The organism is Rhodococcus sp. HNM0563, from assembly GCF_012726195.1.
Taxonomy (GTDB): domain Bacteria; phylum Actinomycetota; class Actinomycetes; order Mycobacteriales; family Mycobacteriaceae; genus Rhodococcus.
Window position 1 is genome coordinate 178,288 of record NZ_JAASAF010000008.1, and the last position, 14,368, is coordinate 192,655.

The 14,368-nt window shown below is 64.6% G+C and carries 18 protein-coding genes; 10 read left to right on the forward strand and 8 right to left on the reverse strand.

Annotated elements, in window-relative coordinates:
• Positions 1-86 precede the first annotated feature (86 nt).
• Positions 87-767 (reverse strand): helix-turn-helix domain-containing protein, encoded by a 681-nt coding sequence (locus HCA61_RS19155; RefSeq protein WP_169689784.1) that lies wholly within the window; start codon positions 765-767, stop codon positions 87-89.
• A 66-nt stretch (positions 768-833) separates the two neighbouring features.
• Positions 834-1,265 (reverse strand): PPOX class F420-dependent oxidoreductase, encoded by a 432-nt coding sequence (locus tag HCA61_RS19160; RefSeq protein ID WP_169689785.1) that lies wholly within the window; start codon positions 1,263-1,265, stop codon positions 834-836.
• Positions 1,266-1,393: 128 nt separating this feature from the next.
• Here HCA61_RS19160 and HCA61_RS19165 point away from each other — a divergent pair, with 128 nt between their 5' ends.
• Positions 1,394-2,077, forward strand: a complete 684-nt coding sequence (locus HCA61_RS19165) for a hypothetical protein (protein WP_169689786.1) — start codon at positions 1,394-1,396, stop codon at positions 2,075-2,077.
• 8 nt (positions 2,078-2,085) lie between these two features.
• Here the strand turns inward: HCA61_RS19165 and HCA61_RS19170 are convergent, their stop codons facing one another.
• Positions 2,086-2,925: a helix-turn-helix transcriptional regulator gene (locus tag HCA61_RS19170; protein WP_169689787.1), complete on the reverse strand. Its 840-nt coding sequence runs from the start codon at positions 2,923-2,925 to the stop codon at positions 2,086-2,088.
• Between the two features lie 37 nt (positions 2,926-2,962).
• Between HCA61_RS19170 and HCA61_RS19175 the strand changes: the two genes are divergently transcribed.
• Together HCA61_RS19175 and HCA61_RS19180 are read left to right on the forward strand one after the other, a co-directional pair.
• Entirely contained in the window at positions 2,963-3,523 is a 561-nt protein-coding gene (locus tag HCA61_RS19175) for a maleylpyruvate isomerase family mycothiol-dependent enzyme (protein ID WP_240959828.1), read from the forward strand.
• 19 nt (positions 3,524-3,542) lie between these two features.
• The gene (locus HCA61_RS19180) at positions 3,543-4,457 is read left to right on the forward strand and encodes a pseudouridine-5'-phosphate glycosidase (RefSeq protein WP_169689788.1); all 915 of its coding nucleotides are present in this window, start codon (positions 3,543-3,545) and stop codon (positions 4,455-4,457) included.
• Between the two features lie 16 nt (positions 4,458-4,473).
• Here HCA61_RS19180 and HCA61_RS19185 read toward each other — a convergent pair whose 3' ends face one another.
• Positions 4,474-5,103: a histidine phosphatase family protein gene (locus HCA61_RS19185; RefSeq protein WP_169689789.1), complete on the reverse strand. Its 630-nt coding sequence runs from the start codon at positions 5,101-5,103 to the stop codon at positions 4,474-4,476.
• A complete protein-coding gene (locus HCA61_RS19190; RefSeq protein WP_169689790.1) occupies positions 5,103-5,777 on the reverse strand; it encodes an NUDIX domain-containing protein in 675 nt (224 codons plus the stop codon). The genes HCA61_RS19185 and HCA61_RS19190 overlap by 1 nt, the downstream gene beginning before the upstream one ends.
• 61 nt (positions 5,778-5,838) lie before the next feature.
• Here HCA61_RS19190 and HCA61_RS19195 point away from each other — a divergent pair, with 61 nt between their 5' ends.
• Positions 5,839-6,792 (forward strand): ADP-ribosylglycohydrolase family protein, encoded by a 954-nt coding sequence (locus HCA61_RS19195; RefSeq protein WP_169689791.1) that lies wholly within the window; start codon positions 5,839-5,841, stop codon positions 6,790-6,792.
• Here the strand turns inward: HCA61_RS19195 and HCA61_RS19200 are convergent, their stop codons facing one another.
• Together HCA61_RS19200 and HCA61_RS19205 are read right to left on the reverse strand one after the other, a co-directional pair.
• Positions 6,793-6,972 carry a hypothetical protein gene (locus HCA61_RS19200; protein WP_169689792.1) on the reverse strand — a complete coding sequence of 60 codons (180 nt, stop codon included), beginning with the start codon at positions 6,970-6,972 and terminating at the stop codon, positions 6,793-6,795.
• A 68-nt stretch (positions 6,973-7,040) separates the two neighbouring features.
• Positions 7,041-9,095: an elongation factor G-like protein EF-G2 gene (locus tag HCA61_RS19205; RefSeq protein ID WP_169689793.1), complete on the reverse strand. Its 2,055-nt coding sequence runs from the start codon at positions 9,093-9,095 to the stop codon at positions 7,041-7,043.
• Between the two features lie 224 nt (positions 9,096-9,319).
• Here HCA61_RS19205 and HCA61_RS19210 point away from each other — a divergent pair, with 224 nt between their 5' ends.
• Together HCA61_RS19210 and HCA61_RS19215 are read left to right on the forward strand one after the other, a co-directional pair.
• Positions 9,320-10,477, forward strand: a complete 1,158-nt coding sequence (locus HCA61_RS19210; protein ID WP_169689794.1) for a prealbumin-like fold domain-containing protein — start codon at positions 9,320-9,322, stop codon at positions 10,475-10,477.
• 1 nt (position 10,478) lies between these two features.
• Positions 10,479-11,093, forward strand: a complete 615-nt coding sequence (locus HCA61_RS19215) for a class F sortase (RefSeq protein ID WP_169689795.1) — start codon at positions 10,479-10,481, stop codon at positions 11,091-11,093.
• On the opposite strand, the gene HCA61_RS26870 is transcribed toward HCA61_RS19215, so the two are convergent.
• The gene (locus tag HCA61_RS26870; protein ID WP_346777604.1) at positions 11,094-11,876 is read right to left on the reverse strand and encodes a TetR/AcrR family transcriptional regulator; all 783 of its coding nucleotides are present in this window, start codon (positions 11,874-11,876) and stop codon (positions 11,094-11,096) included.
• Between HCA61_RS26870 and HCA61_RS26875 the strand changes: the two genes are divergently transcribed.
• From HCA61_RS26875 to HCA61_RS19240, 4 genes are all read left to right on the forward strand, one after another.
• Positions 11,862-12,233 (forward strand): SRPBCC family protein, encoded by a 372-nt coding sequence (locus HCA61_RS26875; RefSeq protein WP_346777605.1) that lies wholly within the window; start codon positions 11,862-11,864, stop codon positions 12,231-12,233. The two genes, HCA61_RS26870 and HCA61_RS26875, sit on opposite strands and share 15 nt — an antisense overlap.
• Positions 12,234-12,358: 125 nt before the next feature.
• Positions 12,359-12,751 (forward strand): hypothetical protein, encoded by a 393-nt coding sequence (locus tag HCA61_RS19230; protein WP_240959830.1) that lies wholly within the window; start codon positions 12,359-12,361, stop codon positions 12,749-12,751.
• A 149-nt stretch (positions 12,752-12,900) separates the two neighbouring features.
• Positions 12,901-13,707: a TauD/TfdA family dioxygenase gene (locus HCA61_RS19235; protein WP_169689797.1), complete on the forward strand. Its 807-nt coding sequence runs from the start codon at positions 12,901-12,903 to the stop codon at positions 13,705-13,707.
• On the forward strand, positions 13,704-14,228 hold the full coding sequence (locus tag HCA61_RS19240) for an SDR family oxidoreductase (protein ID WP_169689901.1): 525 nt from the start codon (positions 13,704-13,706) through the stop codon (positions 14,226-14,228). The genes HCA61_RS19235 and HCA61_RS19240 overlap by 4 nt, the downstream gene beginning before the upstream one ends.
• Positions 14,229-14,368 lie beyond the last annotated feature (140 nt).

A 14,368-nucleotide genomic window follows, 5' to 3' on the forward strand; every position in this document is an offset into this window, starting at 1 on the left:
AGGCGGGGCGTTGCTTCGTGGACGTGGGCACGACGAAAAAGGGGACGCTCCGGTGAGCGTCCCCTCGATGGCCGGTCGTGTTCCGGTCAGATGTCGAGCAAGGCAGCGATCCGGGCGGCAATCTTCACAACTGCGGCCGCGGCGATGTCGGTGTCGAGACCTTCGATCGCGACGACGCCGACGCTCGACTCGAATCCCAGTCCGTCGTGGTCCAACGGCGTACCCACACCGGCTGCGACTCCCACGGCGCCATGCTCGAGCTCGCCGGCAGTGATGCTGAATCCGTCCCGACGTGCCTGGCGCACCTGATCGGTGTCGGAGTCGGCGGCGGGCCGCCCTGCGAGGATCGCGATACCCGCCGCTCCCCGCGATACGGGATGCCTCGTGCCCAGCCGGTAGCCCACACGCAAGATGCCCGAATCGGGCTCGGCCACCGCGATCACCACGCACTCGTCACCCTCCAGCATGGAAAGGAACGCGGTGGCCGACGTCTGTTGCGCCAGCTCGCGCAGCAGAGGCTGCGCCACCTCGCGCAGGCGGGGGTGGAATCGCAAACCGAGTATCGCCGTCCCCGCTGACAGCCTGATACGGCCATCCTCGGTTCGAGCGACGAGCGAATGCGCCTCGAGTGTCGCGACGATTCGATAACTGATGGCACGCGCGACATCGAGTTCCGCGGCGAGTTCAGCGATCGAGATTCCACCCGGCCGTTGAGAGATGATCTCCAAGGCGCGAAGGCCGCGGTCCAGGGTTTGCAGGGTGCTCACTGTTCTCCTCAGAACTCGGTGTGGACAACCGAGCCTAGCCACCCCCAGCGACCCGGCGGCGGGGTGTCATCGACCCGCGACGCCGTAGAACCGATCGACACGCACTCGCATTACCAGTCGTTGTTCGTCGACCATCGCCGCGCGGAACTCGTCCCAATCGGGATGCTCGCCCTGGACCTTGCGGTAGAGCGCGACGAGTTGTTCGGCCGCGTCGTCGTGGGGAGTGCGTGCGACATCGGACAACTCGGCGTTGCCCTCGGCGACGGCGTACGACCAACCACCGTCGGAGTCCTTGAACAGGCTCACGCGCGAGTCGCGGCGCATGTTCCTCGTTTTCGCGCGAGAGTCGGTGATCGAGATGGAGAACGTGTGTGTCCGGTGATCGTAATGGTAGAGGATGTTCGAGACCTGAGGTCTGCCTGAACGTTTGAGGGTGACGAGCGCGGCGATTCCGGTGTCGCCGAACAGGGCTTCGAGAGTGGACTCATCGGCTGCCATGGCGTCAGGATACGTGGGCCGAATGTGGTCGTCAGGCAGTCGAAGTGAACGAATGTGACATTCGGCTGCAGTAACGGGTCTACCCTCGGATGAGGGTCGGGGCCCATTGTCGTGACATCGAGGCAGCCATGGCTGACAACACCACAAGCAATCGCGCTTCATCGGCGGGGGAGGGTGCGGGTTCATCGATCATCGACAAGGTGCTCGACGGACCGCTGACAGGCCTCGCGCCTTGGATCTTCCTTGCCATCTTCGAAGGACCCGGCAGCATCGGCTGGGTGTCTGCGGTGGCGCTCGCCATCTCGGTGTTCTTCGTCGTGGCGGATCGGATCCGCGGAAAGAGCCTCAAGCTTCTCGGGGCCGTCGACGTGCTCTTCTTCGCCGGCCTGTTCGTCCTGCAGTTCTTCCTGAGCGCCGACGGTGAGGTATGGCTCGAGAAATGGATCGGTGAGATCGCGAACATCACCCTGGTGATCATTGCGGTGGGATCGATCCTGATCCGGGTGCCTTTCACCCTCCAGTACGCGCGCGAGATGGTCGAGCGCGAGTACTGGGATTCCCCACTGTTCATCAGGACCAACTACATCATCACAGCAGCGTGGGCCGTAGCATTCGCGGTTGCGGCGGCCGCCGGTTGGTACGGCGACGCTGTTCTCGACGACAGCAACAACATCTGGACGGGTTGGGTGCTGCAGACCGGGGCGATGATATGTGCGATCAAATTCACCTCCTGGTATCCGGATCACGTCAGTGCGAAGGCGATCGGCGAGCATGAGAACGCGGACAGCGACGCGACCGGGGAGACCGCCTGACGACCGGGTCAGAGCCCGTACTGCTGCGCGAAGGCTGCCGGTGTCATGCCGACGACCTTCGCGAAGTCGCGTACGAAATGCGGTTGATCTGCGTACCCGAGCATCGCGGCCATTTCGGCCAGGGGGATTGCATGCTCACGCAATCGTCCCGCCGCTTCCTGGAGACGGCGACGCTGGATCAACCATTTCGGTGTCAGCCCGATCCTGCGGTGTACCAGCCGCTGCAGCGCCCGCTCCGACAGGCCGAACTCGTTTCGGACCTGCTCGACGCGAAGGACGTCGGAATTGTCCTCGACGTATGCGACCACCTGGTTGATCAAGCGCCCCTCGTCGTCGATCGACGCATATGGCCGGAGCATGTCGTCGAACAGGTCCATTGCGGCGCGATGCGATTCGGGAGCACGGGGCGAAGTCGCCATCGCGATACGTACCTCGTCGGTGAGGCGGGCACCGGCGTCGCCGAAGATGTCGCGCAGATCGACGAACCGGTCGGTGAACGCCGCGACCGGTGTGTGTGTAAGTAACCGACCTGCTGCCGGGGTGAACATCACCCCGACCGCCCACCCCTTGCCTCTGAGCGTGGTACGGGACAACCCCGACGTGATGCCGTAGAAGCGCGCGTAGTCCTGTGCGATCACTGCAAGGCACACGGGGTATTGCAGAACTCGCTGGACGGACTCCTCACCGTCGGGCACAGACCACACCGGAATCCAGTACCGACGCATCAATGCAGTGAGCTCGGGTGCGGCCGAATACCGGAACACCCTGCTGGAGGTGTCGGTCGGGTCGTTCAGGTGTGCGCGTTCGATCGGCTGTCGATCCGGATCGTCGCCCGTGTCGGGTTTCATCAATACCGCATCCTTTGCGCGGAAATATTGTCATGTCATGAGTACAGCGTCCATGAATACAACAGCACTCCGACACGACGAGGCGAACGCGCCGCTCACCGCGCTCATCGGCGCCGTCGCGTCCGGTTCGTGGGACCGGCCATCGCCCTGCGACGGCTGGACCACGCGCGATGTGGTTGCCCACATCGTCGATACTCAACGGGAATTCCTCACCGGTCGTGGTCTCGATGTCGGTGAGCGTCCCGACCTCGGCGATCCTGCGGCGGGATGGCGTGAGCACACCGCTCGTGTCGCGGCGCTGCTGACCGACGACGAGCTCGTCGGCGCCCCGTACGAGGGATACTTCGGCCCCACGACGTTGGGTGCGACGTTCGAGCAGTTCTACATCTGGGATCTGCTCGTTCATCGTTGGGACATTGCGCAGGGCGCCGGAATCCCGGTGTCTTTCACCGATGCCGAACTCGACCGGATGGAGGCCGGGGCGAACAGCTTCGGCGACTCCCTCTACATGGACGGTGTCTGCAAGCCCGGTGCGGAAGCCGGTTCCGACGATCGACAGGAGCGGGTACTGGCGCGATTGGGACGCCGAGCAAAGTGATGACCCCTATCGTCGGTGTATGACCGAAACGATCGTCGTTGCCGACGAGGTGCGCGCGGCCGTCGCGGAGGGCAGGCCCGTGGTGGCGCTCGAGTCGACGATTTTCACCCACGGCCTGTCACGGCCGCGCAACCTCGAGGTGGCGTTCGAGGCCGAACGATCATTGCGCGACGCAGGCGTGACTCCGGCGACCGTCGGAGTGGTTGCGGGTGTCCCCACCGTCGGTCTGTCCCGCGATCAGATCGAACTGATCGAGGCCGTGGACGCGGGGACCGTGAAGACCGGGATCCGCGACCTGCCCACGGCTGCGGTGAAGAGGCTGCACGGTGGAACGACCGTGGCCTCGACCGCGTGGCTTGCGCACCGCGCCGGGATAGCAGTGTTCGCGACAGGGGGTCTCGGAGGTGTCCACCGCGGTGCGGCGACAACCTTCGACGAGAGTGCAGATCTCGTCGCGCTGTCGTCGATTCCGATTCTGATCGTCAGCGCGGGAGTGAAATCCATCCTGGACGTGCCTGCCACACTCGAACGGCTCGAAACGCTCGGCGTGATCGTGCTGGGGTATCGCACTACCCGCTTCCCGGGCTACTACGTGCGCGACAGCGGGTGTTCGATCGAGGCGGTGGAGTCGTCGGAAGCTGCTGCCGCTGTAGCCCGAGCCCGCGACGATCTCGGGATACGGTCGGCTGTGCTCATCGCCAATCCGGTCGCTGCCGACGAGCAGGTGGATCCGGCCCTGCATGATCGCGTACTCGCCGAGGCGGAGCGGGAGGCGGCCACGGCCGGTGTTCATGGCAAGGACCTGACGCCGTTTCTGCTCGACCACATGCACCGCGGTACGGAGGGTGCCACCCTCGACACGAACATTGCGGTGTACTTGAGGAACGTGCAGGTCGCAGCGGAGATCGCGACAGCCCTCCAGGGTGCATGCTGACCGAAGGCACTCGGCCTCAGAGTAGGTGACCGACGTCCCCGAGGGTGTGCAGCGTTCGGTTGTGGAAGACGTCGTCTTGCTCGAGCACCGTGATGCTGCCGGGAGCGGCGCGATAGGCCACATACGCGCAGGCACTGATCGGTAGCCGCTGCCAGGAGGCAATGACCCAGCTCAGCGAACCGCCGTGGGTGACGACAATGCGATGCGCCTTGCTGTCGGCAGTGATTCGAGCCATGGCCCGGTAGACGCGAGTGACGCAGTCGAGCTTGGTTTCCGCACCCTCGATTCCTTCGTCGTGATCCAGGCGTTCTCCGGCGGGAGGGGGAGGAACGAAGTAGGTGTCGAGCCAGGCCTGCGGACGACCACCCGCAACGCCGTAGGACTTCTCGCGTAGGTCGGGAAGAAGTACGGGTTCGACGTCGAAAACTTCCGCGAGGGGGCGGGCGGTCTCGGTGGCACGGGTGAGGTCCGACGTGTAGAGAGCCGGAATCGAATCGGCGGGTATGAGATCCCGCAGTCGTGTAGCGATCGCATGCGCGTGGATCACTCCGCGGGAGGTGAGTGCGGAGTCGTACCAGCCGCCGACGAGACCGTCGACGTGATGGGTCGCTTCGGGGTGCGTGACGACGTAGATGTGCTCGCCCATCAGCCGGACCGGTTCCAGAGGAAAGACGCTGCACCTGGAAGCAGCGGCGTGTGTGTCTTCCGATAGAGCTCGGCAGGCCTGCCCACACCTTCGCGGCTGAGTTCGCCCGTTGCTTCGAGGCCGTGTGACAGGTGGCGTCGGAAGGTGTCCTTCGGGAACCGACGCCCGTAGATCACTTCGTAGAGGCGTCGCAATTCGAGGATGGTGAACTCGTCGCTGATCAATCCCGACGGATCGACCGCTGTTGCGTAGCGGCGACGCAGATCGTCGACGGCGAGGTCGACGATGTCGGCGTGGTCGAACGCGAGCTCACTCGTGTCGTCCACAGGTGCCAGCTGAGCCCCGGTGGGGAAGCGCTCGAACGGCACGGCTGCGCTGTGGGTCATCGACAGTACCCAGCCGCGGTCATCGCGCGCGGGGTCGTCGAGCATCACCATCTGATGGAACTCCACGCTGTCGAGTCCGGCCTTGTCGTGGAGTGCGCGTGCGGCGGCGTCGGCGAGGCGCTCACCGGGATGCAGGAAGGTTCCGGGTAACGCGCGTCCCCGCGGATGATCGACCACCAGCACTTTCACGGTGTCGTCGACGACGGTCAGTACCGCCACGTCCACGGCGACCGAGGGGCGCGGATAGTCGGTGAGGGGCTTGCTCGGTGACCGCGGACTCTTGCTCATGTTGTTATTAAATCAAACTTGCGCTAACTTGGTTGGCGCAAGTTTGATCAAAGGGGAGAGTATGGAACTGGACGCGCAGCAGAAGGATCGTGTCGCCGGAGTGCTCGTGGCCACCGCCGCGGGCGATGCGCTCGGTGCCGGATACGAATTCACTTATCCGCGACCGGATATGGCAATCGACATGATCGGTGGCGGACTGGGCCCGTTTGCACCGGGGGAGTGGACCGACGACACCTCGATGGCCCTCGCCATTGCCGAGGTATCCGCCTCGGGACGACCGATCGGGCACGGCGAAGGACTCGATGCCGTCGCAGCGCAGTTCGTGCGCTGGTACGACACCCACCCGAAGGACATCGGCAACCAGACGCGGGCCGTGCTCTCCGCGCGGCCGACGTCGGCCGCGGCGATGCGGCGGCATGCCCTCGAACTTCCGGGACGCAAAGCGGGCAACGGGTCGCTCATGCGCACCGCGCCCGTCGGCATTGCCTATCTGCACGACGCCGGCGCGTGTGTCGCCGCGGCCGGCGACATCAGTGCCCTGACTCACAACGACCCTCAGGCCATCGAAGCGTGTCGCCTGTGGTCGTACGCGATCCGTCACGCCGTGCTGCACGGCAACTTCGACGGGGCCCGACTGTATCTCGACGGAGCATCCGATGAGGTGGCCGACTTCTGGGGAGGGCTACTCGACGAGGCTGAGAAGGCAGATACCGCAAGAGTATTCGACAAGAACGGATGGGTCGTGCACGCGCTGCAGGTCGCGTGGTGGGCGATCACCCACACCGACGCGTCCGGACCGGGCCACCTCGTCGATGCGCTGGAGGCTGCAGTGCGTGCCGGCGGCGACACGGATACGACCGCGGCGATTGCAGGCGGTCTGCTCGGAGCCCGGTGGGGCGCGTCGGCAGTACCGGAACGTTGGCAGCAGATGCTGCACGGCTGGCCCGGATATCGTGCCGCCGATCTCACCGATCTCGCCTCGAAGACGGCCGCGCGCGCAGGGCAGGGGATGTAGTCAGGAGGGTGCCTGATCGTCGGGCTCGACTTTCTCGGTCTTCTCACGGTCGGTGGAACTTCCCGGGACGCCCTCCTCGTTCCGCTCCTTCTTGACGTTCTCTTCCATGTCGTCGATGAGCTGAGACAGGTTGTCGCCGGTCAGGTCGTTGTCGTGTGCACGTCGATCGGGGTCGGGCATGGTATTCCTTTCGTCGTGCGGATTCTCTGACTTCCACGTACCCGAGTCGGCGGGCCGCGAAACCAGCCTCACGACCGAGCGGGTGCCGTCCCGTCGAGGAACTGTGCGGCGAGCGATGCCGGCATCGGTTCGTGCCGCAGGTATCCACGAGCGAAATCCGCGGTGCCCTGGGTGATGGCGCGCAGGTCGATCGGGTAGCGGCCCAATTCGAGTTCGGGCACCTCCGCGCGTAGCAGCGCGACCCCCGGGCCGGGGGCTTCGGTTCCGAGCACCCGGCCGCGGCGCGCCGACAGATCGCTCAGTACCGACCCGAGGTGTTCCTCCGGCAACGTCACCCGAACCGCCGCTACCGGCTCGAGCAGGCGGGTCTCGCCATGGGCCGCGGCATCACGCAGCGCCAGGCCCGCAGCGGCCTGGAACGCGGCATCCGACGAGTCCACCGAGTGGGCCTTGCCGTCGACGAGCGTGACTCGTACATCCACCATCGGATTTCCTGTCGCGACTCCTTTGGCGGCCTGCGCGCGCACACCTTTTTCCACGGACGGAATGAACTGCCGCGGCACCGCGCCTCCGACCACGCGCTCTTCGAACACCACCCCGCTGCCGACCGGGAGAGGTTCGATCTCCAGGTCGCACACCGCGTACTGGCCGTGTCCACCCGACTGTTTCACCAAACGACCGTGCCCTGAGGTCGGGGCAGTGAACGTCTCGCGGAGCGGGACACGATGCTCGACCAGATCGACCTGCACGCCGTGCCGGTTGCGGAGCCGATCCACGACCAGTTCGGCGTGGGCTTCGCCGGTGCACCACAGTACGACCTGATTGGTGTCGGCATTCTGCTCCACGCGCACGGCGGGATCTTCGGCCGTCAAGCGCGAGAGGGCCTGTGACAGCTTGTCGTCGTCGGTGCGTGAATGTGCCTCGACCGCGAGGGGCAGCAGCGGTTCGGGAATCGGCCACATCGCCAGGTCTGCGGGGTGGTCGGGGTCGTGGAGCGTATCGCCGGGGCGAGCGGTCGCGAGCTTGCCCACGCAGACGAGATCTCCGGCCACCGCCTCGCCGGTCGGTCTTTGTTGCTTGCCGAACGGGCTGGTCAGCGCGGGGATTCGTTCGGACGAGCGCTCGCTTCCAGTGAGTGCGGCTGTCGTATCCGGTCGCAACGTTCCCGCGTAGACGCGCGCCAGACTGATCCTGCCCACATACGAGTCTCCCGTCACCCGCACGACCTGGGCAACCAGTGGGGCGTCGGGATCGCACGGCGGAGCGCCCCGCAACCGGTGGGTGGGGTCGGGGAATCCCGTGACGATCAACTCGAGCAACTCGACCGCGCCGACGCCGCTCTCGGTCGCGGGAACCGCAGGGTGCATTGCGCACAAAAGTATCTCGCGGGTGAGTCCGTCCTGCAAGGAATCCGGATCGAGTTCTTCACCGGAGACGAACCGTTCCATGAGTGTGTCGTCCTGGCCGGAGATTGCCTCCACCAGGCTTTCGCGCGCGGCATCGGAGACAGGGCATGGGCCGGGCTCGCCGTAGCTTCGACCCGTCAGCAGCCCCATCGACCCGATCGGCCGGTCCCCGTCGAACACCGGATAGAACAGTGCGCGCACGGTGTCGGGGCCGAGTCCGAACGCGTCGTGGCACTGCTCCAGTAGTTCGTCGTAGGTGTGTCGCGCGATATCGAGTTTGGTCACGACAATTGCGCGCGGAATCGCCTCGTCGTCGCACTCGCGCCACAACGCGCGAGTGGCCGGAGTGATGGCATCGGTGGCCGAGACGACGAAGATCGCTGCGTCGGCGGCGTGGAGCCCGGCGCGGAGTTCGGCGTCGAAGTCGGGGTGGCCGGGCGTGTCGATCAAATTGATCTTGACGCCTTTCCATTCGAGGGGCAGTACCGCCAGCTGCACGGAGCGTCGGTGTTCCTGCTCGATCTCTTCATAATCGGACACTGTGGTGCCGTCGGCCACCCGGCCCGCACGGCCGATTGCACCTGATGCGAAGGCGAGTGATTCCGCGAGCGTCGTCTTTCCCGTGGCGCTGCACCCGACCAGCGCGACGTTGCGTATGGCGTCCGGCGTTTCTGCAACGGGCGCCTGCCGAGTACGTGATGCGGTGCGATCTGACATCGACCTGCTCCTCGTGTCGCTTCCGCCCAGTTTAGGCAGCGACACGGCTGCGGCGGTCCCCTTTCGATCATCGGGAGACGACGGGAACCGTCGAACACCGTGTGATGACGATGCGGCTACGTCTCGGTCTCGAGTCGCTCCGAGGTGCTAACGGGTGACGGAGCCACGTCGACGACACCGGTGTCGGGGTACCCACCTTTCGAAAGTCGAAGGAGGCACCCACCATGCGAACTCCCTCACGCGTACTCTCCGTGCTGTTCGGTTCCGCTCTCGTCGTCGCACTGTCCGGAGTCGCTCTCGCGGACCCGTCGGAGACCGTCCCCACCACGACCGAGATCACAGCCACAACAACTGTGCCCTCAACAACTGTGCCCACAACTACTGCGCCGTCACTGCCGACGACGTCCGTGAACACCGACCCGGCGCCACCCGATGTCGGCATCGAGATGGGTACGGTGGCGATCCGAGCGGCCACCCTTTCCGACGATCAGCCGGTTGCCGGTGTGTCGGTCGAAGTCGCGCGCTGCGACACCGGTGAGATCGTCGGGACACCGGCGACCGGTCCGGAGGGAACCGCGAGCGTGTCGGTCCCACTCGGATGCCACACCGCCACGGCTGTGGGTTTCCCCGACGGCTACGACCCCGTGTCGGTAGGGCCATGGCAGGTCGAGGTCACGGCTCCGGGACAGGTGCAGAGCGTGGGGTTCACCTTTGCTCGCTGGGCACCACCCGGAGAGGGCACGATCGATCTGCGGGCTCGCGACCTCACTACCGGAACGCCGATCGCAGGAGTGACGGCGTCGGTGCGCTCCTGTGTCGAGGACGGGCCCTACGGTTACCTGACAACGGATATGGACGGTGCAGCGAGCGCGACGTTCCCGCTGAACTGCTACGAAGTGACCGCCACGACGATTCCTGCAGGCTCGACAGTAGTGTCCGGCGGACCGTTCACCGTCGAACTCGATGCCCCGGGGGTCGTGCGCAGCGTCGAGGTCGTCCTCGACCGTTCATCTCCGCCGGATCCGCCGACGCCTACCGTGCAGGGACGAATCATCAAGATGGACAGGATATCCGGTTCGCCTCTCGAGGGAGCGATCTTCGTCGTGGGTCCGTGCAACTCGGAGTGGAACCATCGTGAGGTCACAGGTGCGGACGGTCTGATCCCCCTCATGCTCGCCCCCGGGTGCTACGTGGCGAAGGAAATCAGCGCACCCGACGGGTACATCGCGGACACCGCCCCGATCACATTCACCGCGACAGAGGGTGAGTACTTCACCGTCCAGGCACTGAACATGCCCGAGAACCCCGGGCCGGTCTTCCGCAATCCCGACCTTCGCGTACCGGTGCGGTCGATACCGGCCGGCCCGGTCGAAAGGCCCTGAGATGCGCGCCCGGGTACTTCTCGCAGCGTTGGCGGCGGCCGTTCTCGTCCTCGCGGGAGCCTGTTCCTCGGATGCCCCCACCACAGGCTCGGAGGTCTCCCCACCTACCACTCGGCAGGAGGATGGTAAGCGCGATATGCCGCCGCCGGTGATGGCGATCGCCGACGACCCGGCCGTGCCGGTGGCTCTGACCATCGGCGAGGACTCCGCCCCGACGGATCCGGTCGCGACCGATACCGCGGGTGTCCTGATGCCCCCACAGGATGTGTCGCGGTTGGGATGGTGGGCGGATTCGGCGCTACCCGGATCCGGGACCGGATCGATCGTCGTCACAGGGCACGTCGACGACGTCGAGCAGGGTGACGGATTCGCCGTGCGTTTCACCGAACTCGACGAAGGTGACGAGGTGACCTTGTCGCTGGGAGGCGGATCGAGGCACCAGTACCGTGTCGATCGGGTCGTCAGTGTCGGTAAGGGCGGGGACGTGCCGTTCGACGAAGTGAACCGACTCGGCGGACCGGAAACGTTGGTGCTGGTCACGTGCGGCGGTGAGTTCGTGGGGCCGCCGTTGGGTTATGCGAACAACGACTTCGTCTTCGCGACACCGACAACGTGATCAGGTGTCGCTGCGGGGATAATCGAACAGCGATCCCTGGATCAACATTCTGACTGCGGCGTGGGTGGCCCGATACTGCTCGGGTGTGGCGGTCGCGGCATGGTCGTGCAGACCCCGAAGCACCGTGATGATCGCGTCCGTTGCACCTGCCGTGCCGGTGTTGAGGATGCCTTCCCGGGCGGCCTGATCGATGATTCCGGCGATCACGTCGTGTAGCGATGTGAAGATCACGTCGCTGTCTTCACCCAGATGGAGATGTTCGGCGTTTTCCATCCGCAGTGCGCGGTCGAACGCCACGGAGTGAGGATTCTCGAGCAGAACGGCAGCGCCCTCGTCGAGTACCGCCAGGAGCTTCGCCCGAACACCGTCGGCTCGCTCGGCCGCGGCCTCCAAGCGCGGCAGGGTCACCTGCGCGATAGCGGTGAAGGCGGCCTTGACCAGTTCGGCCTTGTTGGGAAAGTAGTGGTCGAGAAGAGTCGATACCGCCTGCTCGATCGGCACGCGGTGTCCTGTTCTCCGTTCGAGGTCGCGCACGTCGACGAATTCACTGCCGAGGGGCAGGTCCAGGGGATTCGTGAACTGCCCGAGACGTTTCCATCGATCATGCGGGTCCTCCCACGCTTCGAGGAAATAGTCGACAGCCACCGCACCGACGGCCGGGCACTGTCGTTCCCCGACGGGGTCACTGCGCGAACCGTCCTGCAGCGAGCCACGCGGGAGGTTCTGACGGAATCGGGTCTCGACGTCTCCGGCCTCACAGACGCTCAGATGAGCGACAACCACGGTTGGGTCCTGTTCCCCAACTTCTTCATGACGGTTCGTGCAGGTGAAGCCACAGTGATTCTTGCCCAGCCCGACCCGGAGGGCGACCCGAATCGATGCGTCTGGCAGATCATCAGCGTCATGTTCCTGCCCGACGAGATGAAGGACGCGCTGCGCGCAACACCCATCGAGGTGAAGGAACCGGGCGAGTTCAAGTATTTCGAAGCGCTCCAGCAGGATTACGAACAGATGCCTCGCCAGCAGCGGGGCCTGCGCAACGAGGCGCTCGACCATCTTCTTCTCGTGTCGGAGGAAGTGGTTGTGGCGCACTTTCATTCTGTGCTCGACCGTTACCTCGGTGCGAGTGAGCGGGCCTGATCCACACGTTCGCAACCGGAACCACACCACAGCACCAGGAGAGGGACACGGAACTACGCGAAATTGTCGACGTCGCTGACGATTACACCGGACGAGCACGCACTGTGCTCGAATACAGCCTGCTCATGAAGTCTCTCGTGGACCTCGCCAAAGAGCCGGGGTTCTCGAAGGAAGGCTGGGCGCCCCTCGCCGAACTCGTCGCCACGGACGAGTTCGTGCGGGTCGGGAACTTCAAGGAGGTGATGAACTGGTCCGAATACGTCGAGTTTCTCACCGGCTGGGCCGGCTCGTCGCAGTGGGCAGGATCCTTCAGGCGCATCACCGAAACACCGGACGTCGTCTTCCTCGAGCTCGAGGAACGAAGCAGCGTGGGTGATTTCTCCAGCGTGGTCAATTCTGTATCGGTTTACGAATTCGACGACGCCGGGAAGATTTCCCATATCGACGTCTACCTGCAGATGGCGCTTCCCGAGAGCGCCATGCTCGGCAGTTACGAAGACGTTCAGATCTCCGAATAGCGTTCCATTCCAACCGGAAAGCATTCACTCGAAAGGCTGTAGATGTCCCTGGAAGAGCGTATGAGCCAGCACCGGCGAGTGGCCGAGAGCTACCGGAACGCATACCTGCGTGAGGGCGTGAAGGACGCGACGATGGAGGCCGAAGCCTGATGGAGTCTGTGGCAATCACCCCGTTGTTCGGTACGGAATTTCGGGGAGTGGACACTCTCGACGACGACATCGTCGCGGCCCGCATCGCCGAGGCCCTGAAGTGGCGGGGTGTCGTACTCATCCGCGGACTGCATCTCGACGACGACGCACAGATCGCCTTCAGCCGGCGACTCGGCGATCTGGTGGAACCGGTGCGAAACGAGAAGATCATGACGGTCTCGCTCGACCCGGAGAAGACAGCGGCGGCAGAGTACCTCGCCGGGACCTTCAGCTGGCACATCGACGACACCACGAACAAGGTCCCGGCGAAAGTCACCACACTGACGGCGCGGCAGGTCGCCGAAGTCGGAGGCAGAACCGAGTTCGCCAGTACGTACGCAGCGTACGAGAACATGTCCGAGCACGAGAAGAAAAGATACGGGGGGCTGCGGGTCGTCCACAGTTTCGAGGCCGCACAGCGCACCGTGTACCCGGATCCCACCGACGAGCAGGTCGAGTTGTGGCGCATGCTGCCGCAGAACGAATCGTCGCTGATCTGGGACCGTCGTGACGGACGACGTTCGCTGGTGCTGGGCGCGACAGCAGATCATGTCGTCGGCATGGATCCGGAGCGAAGTCGCAGGTTGCTCGACGAAGTACTGGCGTGGAGCACGCAGAAGCAATTCTCCTACCTGCATGAATGGGAGGTCGGAGATTTCGTCCTGTGGGACAACACGGGGATCCTGCACCGTGCAGAATCGTACGATCCCGCATCCGGGCGGCTGATGCAGCGGACGACCATCGTCGGGGATGAGCCGTGGACGTGAGGACGGCTGTGGTGACCGGTGGTGGATCGGGGATCGGCAAGGCGGTCGCCGCCCGGTTGCGCAAGGACGGGTATCAGGTGGCCGTGTTCGATATCGCTCCGTCGGGAGGGGAACTCGAGTACAAGGTCGACGTCACGGATCGCGCTCAGGTCGATGCCGACTGGGGGCGCATCGTCAACATCTCGTCGTCGAGTACCCACTCGGGGCAGCCGTTCATGTCGTCCTATGTTGCGGCGAAGTCGGGAGTCAACGGGCTCACGAAGTCACTTGCACTCGAATACGGCCCACAAGGGATCACGGTCAACGCCGTACCACCGGGATTCGTGAACACTCCGATGCTGCGACGCGCAGAGGGGAAAGGCTTGCTCGGCGGCTCCATCGAGGAACACATCGAGCGAACCCCGGTGCGGAGGGCGGGCCGTCCCGAGGATATCGCGGCTGCCTGTTCTTTCCTGATCCGCGAGGAGGCCGGTTACATCACCGGGCAGATTCTCGGCGTCAATGGCGGGCGCAACACGTGATCGACGCGCCTGGGCGCGACCGAAAACATACCCATAGGGAAAGTTTATCCACCGCGAAATAACGTATTTCAAGAATGAGAATTGCGTTATTGACAATCGAGTATGTGAGTTGCACCATATGTGAGTCGATCGCGGATCGG

Coding starts and splice junctions, on each gene's coding strand:
- HCA61_RS19160 (WP_169689785.1), bottom strand. CDS start 1,265: ATGGCAGCCGATGAGTCCACTCTCGAAGCCCTGTTCGGCGACACCGGA.
- HCA61_RS19165 (WP_169689786.1), top strand. CDS start 1,394: ATGGCTGACAACACCACAAGCAATCGCGCTTCATCGGCGGGGGAGGGT.
- HCA61_RS19170 (WP_169689787.1), bottom strand. CDS start 2,925: ATGAAACCCGACACGGGCGACGATCCGGATCGACAGCCGATCGAACGC.
- HCA61_RS19175 (WP_240959828.1), top strand. CDS start 2,963: ATGAGTACAGCGTCCATGAATACAACAGCACTCCGACACGACGAGGCG.
- HCA61_RS19180 (WP_169689788.1), top strand. CDS start 3,543: ATGACCGAAACGATCGTCGTTGCCGACGAGGTGCGCGCGGCCGTCGCG.
- HCA61_RS19185 (WP_169689789.1), bottom strand. CDS start 5,103: ATGGGCGAGCACATCTACGTCGTCACGCACCCCGAAGCGACCCATCAC.
- HCA61_RS19190 (WP_169689790.1), bottom strand. CDS start 5,777: ATGAGCAAGAGTCCGCGGTCACCGAGCAAGCCCCTCACCGACTATCCG.
- HCA61_RS19195 (WP_169689791.1), top strand. CDS start 5,839: ATGGAACTGGACGCGCAGCAGAAGGATCGTGTCGCCGGAGTGCTCGTG.
- HCA61_RS19200 (WP_169689792.1), bottom strand. CDS start 6,972: ATGCCCGACCCCGATCGACGTGCACACGACAACGACCTGACCGGCGAC.
- HCA61_RS19205 (WP_169689793.1), bottom strand. CDS start 9,095: ATGTCAGATCGCACCGCATCACGTACTCGGCAGGCGCCCGTTGCAGAA.
- HCA61_RS19210 (WP_169689794.1), top strand. CDS start 9,320: ATGCGAACTCCCTCACGCGTACTCTCCGTGCTGTTCGGTTCCGCTCTC.
- HCA61_RS19215 (WP_169689795.1), top strand. CDS start 10,479: ATGCGCGCCCGGGTACTTCTCGCAGCGTTGGCGGCGGCCGTTCTCGTC.
- HCA61_RS26875 (WP_346777605.1), top strand. CDS start 11,862: ATGAGCGACAACCACGGTTGGGTCCTGTTCCCCAACTTCTTCATGACG.
- HCA61_RS19230 (WP_240959830.1), top strand. CDS start 12,359: ATGAAGTCTCTCGTGGACCTCGCCAAAGAGCCGGGGTTCTCGAAGGAA.
- HCA61_RS19235 (WP_169689797.1), top strand. CDS start 12,901: ATGGAGTCTGTGGCAATCACCCCGTTGTTCGGTACGGAATTTCGGGGA.